Source organism: Streptococcus oralis (assembly GCF_019929365.1).
GTDB classification, from domain to species: Bacteria; Bacillota; Bacilli; order Lactobacillales; family Streptococcaceae; genus Streptococcus; species Streptococcus oralis_BT.
The window spans coordinates 225,271-240,550 of the sequence record NZ_JAHZPH010000001.1 but is presented as its reverse complement, the minus strand read 5'-3'; the positions used below and the strand labels follow the sequence as shown (position 1 = coordinate 240,550).

The following is a 15,280-nucleotide window of genomic DNA, read 5'->3' as shown; positions in this document are numbered from 1 at the left end:
TTCTAGTTCTCCTTTAGCACGTATTCTTCGATAGCCCAGGCAACGGCTTCCTCGTCGTTGGTCATCGGGGTAATCACATTGGCAACTGCCTTAACTGCTGGAACTGCATTTTGCATGGCAACTCCCAGACCTGCCCACTCAATCATGGAAAGGTCATTTGCCTCGTCACCACAGGCCATAACTTGGCCTTGGTCGATACCCAAGTGTTTAATTAATTTCGCTAAACCTGTTGCCTTGTGGACGTTTTTCGGTGACCATTCCAATAGCATTTCACGCGATTTGAAAATTTCATATTGGTCAAACAATTCTGGAGAAATCTGTTGAATCGCTGCATCCAAAGGTTCTTGGGCAAAGGCAGTCACACATTTATTATACGTCATCTGAGTAGATAGATCCTCAAAAGCGACAGGTACGAAAGTCAAGGCTGGGTTGAACTTGGCATAGAGACTTTCTTGGTCTGACTGGATTTGATAGACTGTACCTTCTGAAATAGCATCTAACGGAAGTCCGAGTTTTTCAGTTTCCTCGTATAATCGCGCCACATCGTCGATTGAAAAGACGGTTTTATCGAGAATCTCTCCTGTATTTTTCTGTACCAGACCACCATTAAAGGTGATGGTGTACTCGTCCTCCTGACCGTCAGTCCCTAGCTCATGGAGAAAGAAATCCATAGCCTTCAGAGGACGTCCAGTGGTTAAAACAACCTTGATTCCACGATCACGCGCAGCTTTTAAGACTGCCTTAGTTCGATCTGTCAGCTTTTTATCCGTTGTCAGTAAGGTGCCATCTAAATCAAGTGCAATCAATTTAATATCTGCCATTACAAGCCCTCCATATAAGCCATCACTGACTGGTCCTTATGGTGGCCAATCACTGCTTCTGCTAATTCTAAAATCTCTGGTCGCGCATTTTCAGGAGCAATTGGATGCCCTACAACCTGCATCATGTGAAGGTCATTGAGATTATCTCCAAACGCCATGACCTGATCCATGCTAAGCCCCAGTTTTTTGGCTAGCTCAACAATAGCCACACCCTTATCAACGTAGTCCAAGACAATATCGATGGATTCAAAACCAGTTGTCATGGCTTTCACACCAGGAACATTTTCATTGACCCAGGCCTCTCCAACTTCTATCGTATCTTCTGTGAAGTTTGTGGTGAATTTAAAAATCTCATCCTTAATAGCTTCCAGACGCGTTACTTTTTGAATGTTTTCATTGTAGTGACGGCTAAACATGAGATAGGTCTCATCGACTGTATCCAATACATAACATGCTTTTTTCCCAGTAAGCAGCATTTTTCTTTCATCAAAATAGGGCGATTTCTTTAAGGCTTCAAAAGTGCTCAAGTAAAAGTCCCGAGACATGGTAGCCTCGTACATATTTTCCCCATGAAACTCAACATAACTCCCATTTTCAGCTATAAAAATCACCTCATCACGCACATCCGCAAATAGCTTTTTAAGGGACAAGATACCACGACCCGAAGCCACAGCAAAATAAATCCCCTTTTCCTTGTAGGAAGCAAGCAAGTTTTTGAGGCGTTTCATATCAAACCGCCCCTCTCCGTCAAGAAAGGTTCCATCCATATCGGTTGCTACAAGTTTAATCATAAAATCCTTCATACTCCAATTGATAAATCTATCTCCTATTATACCATAGATAAGCTGAAAAAGGACCAGTACAGAAGGATTGACTGTTGGATAGCTGTTCTTTTTCGGTAAATGAAATAGAAAAGAATGTTTTTAATTTAACCCAATAGACCAATAAATATTCGCAATACTATCATGAAGTAACAAAAACTGACCAGCTATCTAACTTAAGCTCTATACTATCGTGGTTGAAACACGAGAAAAGCTCTCCTACTAAGAGAGCTTTTCTTGATAATTCTTACGAAACAAAAGGCGAACAAATTTTCAGGCTTCCCAGCAGACATGAATTTGCTCGCTTTTTTGGTGCCTTGGAGACAGACAAAGACACACGGACAATATTTTTTAGGTAATCTAGAACTTAAAAACCATCAAAATCCACATAATTAAAATGAAAGACAGTGTCTCAATTCCTTATAGGTAAGGTATTACGTTGTAAACCGTATTAAAGAGTTGGTACGCTCTAACAAAGAAAAGTCTCAATTCCTTATAGGTAAGGTATAACGCTTTTTGTTTTATTATATCTATGCTTTGCAAGTTTAGCCTGCCGTCTCAATTCCTTATAGGTAAGGTATAACGAAGTAACTATAACTGTAGTAAACAACATTCCTAAGTTTGAAACGTCTCAATTCCTTATAGGTAAGGTATTACAAAAAATCGATAATGTTGCTGCGTTGATAGACGCTTGGGTGTCTCAATTCCTTATAGGTAAGGTATTACTTATGAGCATATCAAACAAAGAGTAGCTTCAGCAAAATTTGGCTCAATATGTCTCAATTCCTTATAGGTAAGGTATTACATTCCAAAAAACAGACCGCAAAGTTGAAAAAGGGTTCGAACGTTTGTCTCAATTCCTTATAGGTAAGGTAGAACTTTTGAAAAGATTTTGGATATCTTTTGCCAGATTATGCTTGATAAGTCTCAATTCCTTATAGGTAAGGTAGGACACCTTGGATGAGTTGGGGTACAACGTGGAATGGAAAGTGCTTAACAGCAAGGAGTCTCAATTCCTTATAGGTAAGGTATAACAACAGCATTTTCGCTGTTTCTAGATTGATTGTATCAAAAAATAGGGCTTTTTTCAAGATTTCAAAATCTTAGCCACGCGCTTGTGATGAACATCGTATGTCCAGATAATATACATTTATTTTCGCTTTTTGAAATAGATAAAAGCAATTGTCAAAAGAGGAATAAGCAAAGTAAGCCAAGATGAATACGTCAGGCTCAGATTGTAAATCGTCAGACAGTGTTCCTGCAGTTCTTTGATATTCGGAATGATTGCTAATCCAATACTTAAAACAGTGAGTACTAATACTCTGTCATTCAATTTATTGCTTGCTTCCGTCTGACTGATATCATGTAGTTCACTGATTTGACTGTCCAGGAGATTGATATGCTTCTCGATATAGAGAGAAGTTTGCAGCAATTCGTAGATTTCAATCGCCTGCTCCTGCGGGCAAAGTTCCGGAAGCAGGTATTGATTTTTAAAGGTCGTGTAAGCCTTCTGCAGCTTTAGTTTATCAGAAACTGTAGCATTGACCTTATCTCCAGCATCCTTAGAATACTTCAAAATACCAATCCTCTGACTGAGCGTGATCAAAGCCAAGTCCAGATATTCCGACAAAAAGTAGCCTTTGAGGAAAAACTCTGGAAAATCAGAACTACTCATAAAAATCATCGAGTGCTGACTGGCCATATAAAGACTTCCCTCAGCTGACCACCTCGTATAGAGAAGCTTTTCCAGCTCTGTCTTCAGCATATCTCGACTCAGACACGTTGAATCTCCCTTATCAACGTATAAAATACTATAAAGAAGCTTCATCTCTTCTAAACTTTGCTTCGAATCATCAAAATTCGCCCAATTCGCTGTTTTATAAATCAACTCTTCTACTTCAGGAACCATCATGTAGCTCACCACATACATGCGGTCATCAATGATGATCTCCAGATGAGGCTTAGACTCAAACTGCGAAATATCCTCTGGAAATATTGCTTCCTCAGGCAAACCAAAGAAATCCTGCAAAATTTCTTTCGGAGCCGACATAATCCCATAGGAAGAAATCAAGTCGCACGGCTGTGGAGGCTCGTTAATTTTTTCACTCTTAATCAGCTCAATATTATTAGGTGAGACTGAATAACTCCGAAGAGCAGGCAAAAAAGGAGCATAGAGATGACGACCATACTGGTTGATATTTTTAATATCTTCCAATTTCTCATAGAGACGATTTCCCATTGAAAAAATCAGAAAACCTGCTTCTAAGTTTGGAAAATAACGAAGCATGATATAGTCAAGTGTCAGGTCATAACACTCAAGTTTGTCGATTTGATTATAATAAGAAATCCGATACACATCACCTTTTTCTAAGCCAGTATAAGCATAGTTTGTGACCAGTTCAGGATTACGGAAAATCAGCTCCTCTGCTTCTTTATTAAAATATCGGCGATAAGCGTACTTTAATCGCTCACTTTTTTCAGCATCTTCTAAATTTAGATAGGGAAGCTCATTGGTATCTTGGCTGAGTTTCTTCCAATTGGAAGACTTCGGAAAAGACTCCAGCCCCTTTGCCGCAAAGGGTAAGATAAAGATATGGTGACTATATATAGATTGATTCTCAGACATAAACAACCTCCGAGTAAGATATCTCCTCATGAAAACACTTCCAATATACCACAAAAAACTTGCTCCCGCAAGTTTTTTCAGTTGAAGCAACCAATTCCTTATAGGTAAGGTATAACGAAAAGCAAAAAGAAAGAAAGACCCGCTTTTTAAGGGCGGGAGGTGAGTCTCAATTCCTTATAGGTAAGGTATAACAAAACGGTAAAGAAGACCAATTCATAGGACGCTGTCCAATGTCTCAATTCCTTATAGGTAAGGTATAACAGACCAACAAAGTAAATTCAAGGAATTAATTGCAGTATTTAGTAATTGTCTCAATTCCTTATAGGTAAGGTATAACGAACCGGTGGGAGAGATAGACGGCTTCCCACTAGTGCGCTCCTCATTTGGGTCTCAATTCCTTATAGGTAAGGTATAACAAAAGGAGGAACAAAAATGGAAAGTACTTTACTAATAAACAAAATGTCTCAATTCCTTATAGGTAAGGTATAACTATGTCAAATTATCAACAGGGCAATATATAGTTTTTAGATCCTGCGAGTCTCAATTCCTTATAGGTAAGGTATAACATAATAGCTCCGTGTGGAACCAAGATTGAATTTATCCACACCTTTCGAAAAGTCTCAATTCCTTATAGGTAAGGTATAACATTTAGTGTGTTGGAAAAATACCAATAAACGTGGAGAGTTCAAGGCTCTCGTCTCAATTCCTTATAGGTAGGGTATAACACATCAAATTTTTCCTGGATGCCGGGCTATAACCTAACGTATAATATAGTCTCAATTCCTTATAGGTAAGGTATAACCGACCACGACGAACGCTGGGCTTATGCAGGCAAGCCATACTATTAGTCTCAATTCCTTATAGGTAAGGTATAACGAATATTTTCATTAAAGTAGTCGATGAAGCCGTAAGCGAAAAGTCTCAATTCCTTATAGGTAAGGTATAACGATTGTTGTGAGGCACTTGTACTCAAACTACTTGAAACGGTCTCAATTCCTTATAGGTAAGGTATAACTTAAAATGCAGAAGACGCTTTGAATGGTGTAGGTCTTGCAGATGCTAAGTCTCAATTCCTTATAGGTAAGGTATAACGAGTTAATTATTAGCAGCCCACAAGTTTACGACCACAAGAGAGACGTCTCAATTCCTTATAGGTAAGGTATAACAGTAGCAAAGAGGACAGGGACTGGTATAATGACGTTCAAAGTCTCAATTCCTTATAGGTAAGGTATAACAACAGTATTTTCGCTGTTTCTAGATTGATTGTATCAAAAAATAGGGCTTTTTTCAAGATTTCGATGAAAAAAGTCGGTCGATCTTTTTAATAGTATTTGTAGGGTTTAAAGCGTTTCAAGTCCCCATCTTGCTGCAATATTCTCTTAAACTGCCGTATGTCGTGCTGGATGAGCTGGGCATAGGTATAGGTCGAGCCTCCCATGACTAGCCTCGTCTGTAGCTTTTCCTCAAAACTTCGCAAGACGATATACTTCCCTTCACGATTCAGATAAACCGATCCGTCTTCCCTTTCTTCAAAATGATCTGTAGTATTGATTTGATGTTTATTGATCAAGCTCAAAATCACTCGATCCACGATAACTGGCTTCATATAATCCGCAAAATCCAGATGCAAACTATAAGGACGATTATTTGAAGCATGCAGCACTCCGATTTTAGGATCTAGTCTAGCCTGCCAGATCAAGCGCAGAACACGACTATACAAAATCGTATTGCAAAAGCTAATCAAAGCATTTAGTGGATCTCGAGGTGGCCGCTTGGTTCGCTTAACAAAAGAAAAACCACTTTGATTCAAAATCTCATTAAACATAGGATAGTATATCTGCTTGACCCGTGCCTCTAAAAGCATCAAATCATCGACCGACTTTTTGCGATGAACTTCCTTAATCGCCATCGTCAAGTCTTTCTCAATCTCTAAAAGAAGCTTATTGGACTTATATCTTTTAAGATAATAGCGACAGTTTGCCCGCAAATTATGAAAATGCGATAATTCAAACTGCTTGGACAACAGCAAACGCTTTTCCTCGTCCAGATACACTTGGCACTGCTTCAATAAAAGCGGAGCTGGACTCTTCATGGTCTCAGGAATAACGAAAACATCTCACTCACCAAGCAGTCTTTGGATGATACGACTTGATAGTCTGACATCATCTAGCGCATTATGTAGTCTTCCTTCGAAATGCGAAACTAAATCCAGTCGGTTTCCAATAGGTTCAAATCCTCTTGCGTACAAAAGACTAGCAACATCAATAATTGGAAAGGGAGCCATAAATGCTCTATTTTGCCTGTCCTTTTCTACCATCTTATGAAAAAGCCGACTCTCTACAGGAAAGGGTACATCTGAAAAGCAACGCGCGGAAGGTCGATAAGTACACCAGAGCTGCCAGACCTCTTCCAAAAGTTCCTCTTCTGTAGCAAAGGCTTGGTAAGCTCCGATGTAGGGAATGACATGTTCCAACACCCAAACTTCTTTGGTCTCTGCAATCTGCCTAGGTACACCACCGTAGAAAGAGGCTACTTCCGTTCCATCTAACTTTGTGACCAAAACAGCCATGGTCAGCAGAGGTCCATAAAGTCCATCCACCTCAGCATCTACAATAAAACGATACTCCATTTAATATCTCCATTTCTGAGAAAAAGACCAAAGCTTATCAGAAATAGTCTCCGATTTTTGATCAAGATTGTCAAAAAAGTTTTCCCATTCTCTCAGCAATTCCTGCGTTTCTGAAAAATCAACATCGTTTTTGCCAGTATAGCCCTTCATCATTTTTTCCAATTGATGAAGGGTAGTTTTTAATTTTTCGTAAGTATTAGATTTTTTCCCTTGCAACTTCTCGCAGCTAATTTTAGCTGCATAGATTGGGATGGAGCGTAGTTCCAGCGTGAAACTATCTTGGTTTCTCATGCATACTTTAATAGCCTTGTCATAGCAATTCAGGCTGTCTTCCATTTTCCCTCAAAGCGATAATAATTAGCAAAATTCCAATAGACTATCTCCATAGGATGGTAGAAAATTTTCTCCGTATTGACTAACTTTGTTAACTTATTTCGCTTGTGAAATGAAAAGAACTCTTGATAGATTGGATGTTTGAAAAAGGCAGTATAAAGTAGTTTAGCAAAGTCTATATCCTGCTGATAAGCCTCAGTCATGATTAAAGAGTAATACATGGCATAGAACTGTTGACTAATGGTTGTCTCTTGTCGCTCAACCCTATCCCAAAAATCTTGAATCACAACCTCATCTATCTCACTATCCATCCTATGATCATAATCAATCGCTAAAATCAACCAATGAAGCGCAGCTTTAGCATCCTTTCTCAGAAGTTCAATTCTACTACGATATTGCCGATGGCGTTCCAATTCTCCTGGGAAACTCGGATACTGTTGCAAGCCCTCATCAGATAAACGGATGATAGTCTCTAATTTAAAATCTTCCTGCTGGGCTTGAAATAAGAGACTATAGATTTCCATACAGAGAACATCCCCATAGTATTCGGACTTCAAGGATTGAAAATAATTTGAAATTGAATCATAAGCTAACAATAAATCTAGCAGCTCTTTAAAAATAACGTGGAGATCTGCCATTAAGTGAGAAGCTTTTTTATACTGACCACTGTCAATATAAAATACAGCGAGTTTTTCCTTGATGCGATAGAGGCTAAAAAGATTTTCTAAGCTATTTTCAGAAATCTTTACCAATTCCAAACTTTGAGAAATGACTTGACCTGCTTGACAAGAACGGCCAGAACGCAGGTAGACATCGCTTAGTTGCAGGAATACTTCAAAGGCAAACAACTCATATGGATACTTTTTATCTCTCAAAAGTGGCAGTAGTTGATCACAAATCTCTGTAAATATCACGATAGATTTCTCATAATCATCCTGTCTCGCCGTATAAGCTAAAATCTCTGAAGCAAACTGTTTTAATTGCGACTTCAACACTCTGTAACTCAGATACTCCATTCGATCGACAATCAGATACAAATAAGTTTCCTTACTTTTTATAGCTTGAGATGTATAGTATTCCATCAGAGCTTCTGATACATCATTTTGAGCAAGTAAAAAGCGGATGCGACTGTCTGAAGACAGTGTTGACAGAGAAAATACATAAGAATCCTCAAATAAATTGCGCAAGACTGCTCTCTGATCTCGAAAAACTGGAAGGTCTCGCAAATACATCCGCCGAATATTCGAAGCAAAATCCGCCAAAATTAACCTTTGTGATTCCGTCGCTTTTTTTAACTGAAATTGAACATCTGTCCCAGAACGATAGCTGACTTCACTTGTTTTTAAACTCGTTGTAAAGGCACGCTTATATTCAGACTCCTGAATATGGACACGCTCCTCTACACCTTTTCGAGCTACACGACTGGCAATGATAATATTCAATCTAATATCACCATATTTTGCCTCTAATAGCTGCGTGAGTTGCACGAGACCCTCGGATAAGATTTGTAAATACAGTTGTCGATTATCCCCATTTCCCTGCCACTCAATATTTTCAAAAAAGATATAACGCGCATCCGTCTGATTTTTAAATTCAATCAATTTAGGAATAACATATTGCTTTTTCTGATTTAGGGTCATATTCATCGCATGATTTAATGAGTCATCATTAAGAATACTAGAAAAGTTAAAGTTTTTAATAGCAGCCTTTTCAACTAGCATACCACCGAGAAAAGAGTAAATTTCCTCTCTTTGAGACTCAGAATCTGCAAATTTCCCACTTTCATCCAGCCACAACTCAAATTGTTTCATAAAAGCTTCCTCTGCTACTCTAACTGTCCGAAACCAACATTCGTTTTGGCGCCAATGCCTACATCAGTCAAGATGCTTTTAAATAACTTTATTTTTTCTTTAACCGTAACCTTCTTAACTTCGTCTGAAAACTGACAATCTTTCAGATAAAAGCCAAACTCAAAAGAGATCCCAGGCTTAACTTTCAGACAGTTGATTGGAATAGGATTCTTGATGATGTCACTATGAGGTGTAATGAATTCCAACGCTAAACACTGCTGCTTCGTTTTATTTTTAGAAGTTGGATAAGCATCTAAAAAGACATCATTATCTTCAAAAATATTATCTTTCAAGCCATAAATTTCTTTATCAGAAAGTCCTGGTTTAAGAAGTGACTTAATATACTCCATCTTTTGTTGATTAATATCATCTTTGGTATCTTCTTTCCTAGGAAAGACGCTTTTTAGTACCCCTTTGACTGAGGAGCCAGGTATATAGGGCAGTCCAGTCACATAATCAAAAGAAAAACCAGAATAAATAGAACCCTTTGATTTCAAATCATGGGGATTGCCCGTTCCTATCATGAGACCAGGATAAATAGTTTCCAAAGAAAAGGTTTGGAAACTTGCTACACCTTTTGAAGCATGTTTCAAATGCTCCAGAGGTGATAGAGACAGGTCAAATTTAAAATCCTGCAAAGCCTTATTTCTCTCACGAAATTGCTCTTCACTAGATTTTGAATTACCCAGTTCATAAACTAAACCTGATGCTCCTTTCCTCTCCTCTAATCCTTTAAAATATTCATGATAGTAGATATAAGACATGTTTTTTGAACTAAACATCATCCTTACCCTCCATTTTTCTCGTCTTCCTTGACTTTTTGATCTTTTGACTCAATTTCAAACAAGTTTAACCCTAGTTTGATCGCAATGGCTGCATGCAATACATCCTCTTTAATAGCGAAACTCTCATTATCATTTTTGAACGATGTAACATACTCAAACAAGGTGGTTTCTTTAATGGCTGTGTTTTCTTTCTTCAATACTTCCAAAATCATAACAGGTAGCTTGGTACGATCTTCTTTGGCATTTTTTGATGCAGCCGAATAGTAGGCAACTGCTGCAGGGAGACTTCCCATAGTAACCGCCGCTCCAAAAGAAGCGATATATCCTCGAAACTCATTTGGAATTGGCTCCGAAAGCTCTTTTTTAATCACCTCAACAGCAATAGGAAGCAACCGATTAATTCTGTTCTTATCCATTGTTTGCTCCTTCTTCATTTCCTGAAATCACTTTAATAACCTTGCAAAGTCCATAACCTACAGAAGCATTTGCACCAAACTGGATGATTTTCTCTCTCACCGAATCTGTAAAAATCTCTAAAAGGTTTTCTGACTCATTGGTTGAAGCCACCACTGCAAAATAGAAAATCGATTTGTGGGGCACAACCTCCTCATACCACAAATTAGTTTGTTCTCCGACACTATTTCGAGCAATTACTGGTAAACCATATTTTTCAAAGCAAGAATTATCTGCGTCTAGAGTTATCACCTCATCTCCACCCTTTATATCTTCTATTGAAACATCTTCTAATTGAAAATTTGCAATCATTTGGTTAAAATCTTCACAGGCTGTTTTCGGAGCATGTATTGAATAGGGTTTATCATCGCCACTTATTGAACGAATTGGCAGGGCTAGTAGATTCGCGCTAAGAAATTTTAATGCGCCTGAAGTAGTAACCTTACTATTTTCCGAACCGAATATTTCATCAATGTTCGACAAGTCGTTTTCTTCAAAGAAGGCCCTCAGAGCACCTTTAACGCCTGAGGAGTTAATCGTCGGAAATCCCGTCACAACATCGCGCTCCACTTCGTTATCAATGATGTTAAAATTAACATCCCCATTTCCTACATGCAAATTTGTTAAACATTCAATGACAAAAATTTTTGCTTTCATTTTTTACTCCTTACTTCCTTCAATTTTGCAAATAACATTATAGCCTGCTGCTTCTATGCCAGATTTTAACGGAATTTTATGATCACCATAAAAGACACTGCCCGCCTTGTATAGAAGGTGATGGCCTTGCAGACTGAGACCTTTCAAACGATTTTCCTTAAGGTCTGTATGAAGCTGACGAACTAGTTTTTCCTCTAAGATCGCAAAGCCTGTCACATCATTTAAGAGGCACACATCTGAGAGGCAGTAATGCCAGGTTCGCCCTTTTGGAGTATGCTTCTGAAAATGCTCTGTGATTTCACTTTCTAAATTATTTTCCGATTCTTCTACAGAAATCTTGAAGAGTGTACCTTTCTGCCCCATAGGAACAATACTGTCTTTCAATGTAATATCACCATTAACCTTTACATAGACTCCAAACTCGTAGTCCTTATGTAGCTGATGTACCTCTCGCTTAAATAGACGATCAGCATCAAAATTTTGGGATAGTTTTTCTAATTCTTCTTGAAAGTGATTTTTTTCCCCTTTGTTGTACTTTTCTAACAAATCCATAAAATTATTGATAAACTCAGTTAAACTAAGATTGCTATTCTTATCTAAATTAGAAACTTCCTGTTTCTGTTTCATAGTGGCATTCACAAACAACTTACACAAATCTAGAAGATTTTGCTTCAGTTTCACCAGATCATTCTGCGTAACACGCCTTACACCAGTCGCTACCTTAGTCATAAAAATATCTTCGATTCCTTCTAGACAGCCTGTATTAATATTATAATAGCCATCCCCATACCCTTCTTTAGGATTATATTCCTTAGATTTGGGCAGAGCGATTTCACCAAAACTAGTTGGCAGTGTAATTTCTTCCTCTAGTATTATTGGTTCAAACTGATCAATCCCCTCTCTCCCCTGCTTGTTGTTAAAAGGATTTGGTATGACGACTTCCTTACTATTTTTACGCAAAAAGATTGGAGAGATTTTTTCTAATTTTCCGAAACTTTGTACACCTCCATTTAGAGAAAAGCTCTTCTCTCCGATTAGAGCTTTGATTTTATCTCGCGTATTCTCATCATACTGAAAATCCTGGTTCAACTGAATCCCATTGCTGACTAAGATAAGATAGCGTATCATCCCAAAGACTGTGGACTGTTCAGGAACGCGATTAGTGCGGATAAAATAAGGAGCGTATTCATCCTCCGAATAGTTATTTTTACCGACAAAGCTAAAGCGTCTATCTGAACCAAAAGAATAGTCTCCTAGCGGTCTAAACGTCACAAGATAGTCTGTCATCACTTACCTCCCTGCCAAAACTTTACCAAAAATAAAATAGCCTGCAACTCCTTGGTATAGTATTCTCCTATACTCATCTTTCGCTTTGTACAAATTCCATCAACCTTTACTTTCGTATCTGGCTTATGATACTCTTTCAAGTAGTTGTCATAGAAACATTTAGCTATTTCGTTAAGATAACTATGATAAGACAACTGGTTTGGATTGTTAAAGTTATTCAGAAACCTCATTTTATATTCTTGAAAATCAAATATATCCTGTGCGGTTTTTTCAAACAACAACTTAAAAATAATTTCTGTATCCTGCAGATTATAGAGGACAGATTCCAGTGCTTGATCGTTCGTTGTTGCTCGATATTTTATCAGATTATCTATGGTCTCTAACTTCTTGTTTTCTACCATCAATTGAACGGTTTTTCCACTGTGTTTTACCAACTCTATACCCAGACGATTACCTCCACTGATTCCACTACCATTCGAACGGTTACCGCAACTTTCTTTAGCCTTATAAAGTTGAACTCTAGCTCTTTCCAGCGCTTCATATAGAGGATATTTTACATACTGAACAGCAACACCAAAAGACAAACTGACATTGACTTCATCATCTGTCAGAGTTACTTCTTCCAGACCTTTTTTCAAGGTTTTTTTGAACATTTCGTCCAATTCACTACATAGGGAAAAAATAGAATGAACAGGAGCAATAAACAGTAAATCATCCCCTCCAGCATAAATAGTCATCCCCCCATATTTTCCGACAAGTTTAGCCGCTTCACCAGCATAGTCTAAACAAGCCCTTGAAAAAATGTTTATTCTATCAGACTGTTCAGAGATTTCTACATCTTTACATAAAGCTTTCAAAAGAGTTCCGACCTTATCCCCATCTGAATTAACGACTGCATAGTATTCGCTTCTGGTCGGTGCTACCTCACCATCAGGGACCTCTTCAGAAGAGTTTTCCTCTTTCTTTCGAGATAGAGCTATATCTTCTATTGATTTCAATTCAGAAGCGTGGTCTGAGTAGCTTGTAAGCAACTGGCTATTTAGCTTGGTATCTGTAAATAGCTCACTTCCTTTAATATAGCAATTCCGATTGTCTTTCTTGCCTGCAAAGAATGGAGCAAATAAGTTCATATCTGTTCTTCCCTTACCTGCTGCCATTAGCTCCAGTTTATCCAAAGCATCATTCAGTATTATAGCTATGTTATTTCCATCTTTTTCACTTTTTCTATTCATAGTTTCTTCATTAAGAATAACAAAATCAATTCTCAGATAATTGTTAATAAAATTCTCAATCTGCTCTAGATTAAAGTTTTCAAATTTCCCAACCATTTCCTTCTTCACTTCTGAAATTATTTTTTTAAGTCCTTCCGAAGTTACTGTACTATCATTATCTAAAAATAAAATCCGATCATGGTAACGACCAATACCATCTTCTTGTGGGTTTTGTTTACTATTAGAGTCATAAAACGGTGAAAAAATCTTAACAGTTGGAATCTCAACAAGTTTTTCACAGAGCTTCTTTGTCACTGTTGAGAAAAAATAACTGCCAAACCACAAACCTGCCGGAGAGATCGCCTCTCCAATTGTTTTAAAAATCGGACCGATTGTAATACCTACGTATTTCATTTATTCATCTCCTTTGGTGTATGTTAGGATTTCTCAATCTTATATAAAATATCGACATTATGCAAATATCCATTGGAATTTTCTTTATTATAATATTGCACAGCAAAGTCTAAAAAATTTAGTAAATCAAACTCCTCTGGAGTTGTTAGATAAAGTCTTTCCCTCTTTAATTTCTTATCCATTTTTTCTATAAATTTAGCATATTCCTCTTTTCTTATTCTTATAAACTCTTTTTTCTTTGTTTTAGGCTTACTTATTAAAAATTTTTTATATTCTATGCCATTCGTCCAGCTTCTCGGGATTTTTTTAGATACCTTATATTTAAATTTAAATTTCTTGTTTAAAATATATTTATACCATCCCTGTTTAGGAATAATATAAACAATATCGTTTATTACTTTAAAAGTTACTGGTGAAGGAAATCGTTCAATATTTTCTTCATTCTTATTCGATTCATGCATAATAGCAATATTCACAGAAATATCTTTCTCTTCTTTTTTCATGTTTTTTCTAATATCTGTAAATGATAAGAAAGAAGATAGCCCCAGCAATGCTCGAACATATTTTTCGTTATGTGTCTGTTTATTAAGGTGGTAGGGCCTAGTTCCAAAAGGTTTTTCTATTATTTTATCCTTTAAGGCAGCTTTTTCATTCCCTATATCTATTTTAAATAAATTTTTTTCTTTATCATGCATATACATAAATAAAGCACTTCTGGCATATTTACCTTTGTAATTATAGCCACTCTTAATTATTTTATAGAACTGCTCAATATTCTCAAAAATCACTTTTATCCTCTTTGAGAACCCCAACTTACTACATTGTTGCCTAAAATCCATTTTATAAAGAGTCTTTAATCCAAACTCCTCCTTTAGAACTGCTTCAATATTACTCTGATAATCCTGTTTATCTTGTTCCTTATCATTCACAGTAAAACTACCATATCCTTTTCCTTGCGCAGCTCCAAAATTTGTCACTATAAAAAAATTTTTAATATGATCTATAATCAAATTCTGAAGTTCTATATCAAAACAAGTAATAATCATTGTAGGATTTGTTTCTACTCTGCGTTTTCCATCTCTAGCAAAGTATAATTCGAAGTTACCTTCGTTATTATTTGTCCTCTTATCAAATTGATCTTTATTTTCTTTACTCTTATAAATGATGCTAGGACTATTGTCAATAAACTTCATTTTATAGGCTAAAGACTGATTTTTGAAACGTTTTTTCAGACTTGGAACTTTCTTTATCAAGTACCGATCAAATTTTGGCTTAACTTCACTAGCACGCAAAGTAGCTCCTTCTTCTTCCGGCTGGAAATGAATGATCGGCGCATGACATTTTAAGTCAAGTTCTAACTTACTATTCCTAAATTCCATATCCATTTTATCCT

The 15,280-nt window shown here is 37.1% G+C and carries 13 protein-coding genes and 2 CRISPR repeat arrays; all 13 genes read right to left on the bottom strand.

The annotated features are described in order from the left end of the window. Window positions 1-2: 2 nt before the first annotated feature. Entirely contained in the window at window positions 3-821 is an 819-nt protein-coding gene (locus K1I53_RS01260) for a Cof-type HAD-IIB family hydrolase (RefSeq protein ID WP_223327688.1), read from the bottom strand. Continuing rightward, entirely contained in the window at window positions 821-1,612 is a 792-nt protein-coding gene (locus K1I53_RS01255) for a Cof-type HAD-IIB family hydrolase (protein ID WP_223327686.1), read from the bottom strand. The genes K1I53_RS01260 and K1I53_RS01255 overlap by 1 nt, the downstream gene beginning before the upstream one ends. Window positions 1,613-2,051: 439 nt before the next feature. Continuing rightward, window positions 2,052-2,674: a CRISPR direct-repeat array (repeat unit 26 nt; unit sequence GTCTCAATTCCTTATAGGTAAGGTAT). Window positions 2,675-2,792: 118 nt separating this feature from the next. Then, complete coding sequence (locus K1I53_RS01250; protein ID WP_223327684.1) at window positions 2,793-4,268, bottom strand: hypothetical protein; 1,476 nt, start codon at window positions 4,266-4,268, stop codon at window positions 2,793-2,795. A gap of 87 nt (window positions 4,269-4,355) precedes the next feature. Further along, window positions 4,356-5,503: a CRISPR direct-repeat array (repeat unit 29 nt; unit sequence GTCTCAATTCCTTATAGGTAAGGTATAAC). A gap of 86 nt (window positions 5,504-5,589) precedes the next feature. Beyond that, a complete protein-coding gene (gene cas1 / locus K1I53_RS01245) occupies window positions 5,590-6,372 on the bottom strand; it encodes a CRISPR-associated endonuclease Cas1 (RefSeq protein ID WP_317628094.1) in 783 nt (260 codons plus the stop codon). Window positions 6,373-6,384: 12 nt separating this feature from the next. After that, complete coding sequence (locus K1I53_RS01240; RefSeq protein WP_223327681.1) at window positions 6,385-6,897, bottom strand: hypothetical protein; 513 nt, start codon at window positions 6,895-6,897, stop codon at window positions 6,385-6,387. Further along, entirely contained in the window at window positions 6,898-7,188 is a 291-nt protein-coding gene (locus tag K1I53_RS01235) for a hypothetical protein (protein WP_223327679.1), read from the bottom strand. It abuts the gene before it with no gap. 29 nt (window positions 7,189-7,217) lie between these two features. Next, complete coding sequence (locus K1I53_RS01230; protein WP_223327677.1) at window positions 7,218-9,041, bottom strand: hypothetical protein; 1,824 nt, start codon at window positions 9,039-9,041, stop codon at window positions 7,218-7,220. Window positions 9,042-9,055: 14 nt separating this feature from the next. Next, window positions 9,056-9,865 (bottom strand): type III-B CRISPR module RAMP protein Cmr6, encoded by an 810-nt coding sequence (gene cmr6, locus K1I53_RS01225; RefSeq protein ID WP_223327675.1) that lies wholly within the window; start codon window positions 9,863-9,865, stop codon window positions 9,056-9,058. 2 nt (window positions 9,866-9,867) lie between these two features. Beyond that, window positions 9,868-10,281, bottom strand: coding sequence for a hypothetical protein (locus tag K1I53_RS01220; protein WP_223327673.1), 414 nt, complete (start codon window positions 10,279-10,281; stop codon window positions 9,868-9,870). Further along, window positions 10,274-10,975 (bottom strand): RAMP superfamily CRISPR-associated protein, encoded by a 702-nt coding sequence (locus tag K1I53_RS01215; RefSeq protein ID WP_223327671.1) that lies wholly within the window; start codon window positions 10,973-10,975, stop codon window positions 10,274-10,276. The genes K1I53_RS01220 and K1I53_RS01215 overlap by 8 nt, the downstream gene beginning before the upstream one ends. Before the next feature lie 3 nt (window positions 10,976-10,978). Continuing rightward, window positions 10,979-12,262: a hypothetical protein gene (locus K1I53_RS01210; protein ID WP_223327669.1), complete on the bottom strand. Its 1,284-nt coding sequence runs from the start codon at window positions 12,260-12,262 to the stop codon at window positions 10,979-10,981. Continuing rightward, on the bottom strand, window positions 12,262-13,887 hold the full coding sequence (cas10, locus tag K1I53_RS01205; protein ID WP_223327667.1) for a type III-B CRISPR-associated protein Cas10/Cmr2: 1,626 nt from the start codon (window positions 13,885-13,887) through the stop codon (window positions 12,262-12,264). The genes K1I53_RS01210 and cas10 overlap by 1 nt, the downstream gene beginning before the upstream one ends. A 23-nt stretch (window positions 13,888-13,910) precedes the next feature. Further along, a complete protein-coding gene (locus K1I53_RS01200; protein ID WP_223327665.1) occupies window positions 13,911-15,272 on the bottom strand; it encodes a hypothetical protein in 1,362 nt (453 codons plus the stop codon). Between the last annotated feature and the right edge of the window lie 8 nt (window positions 15,273-15,280).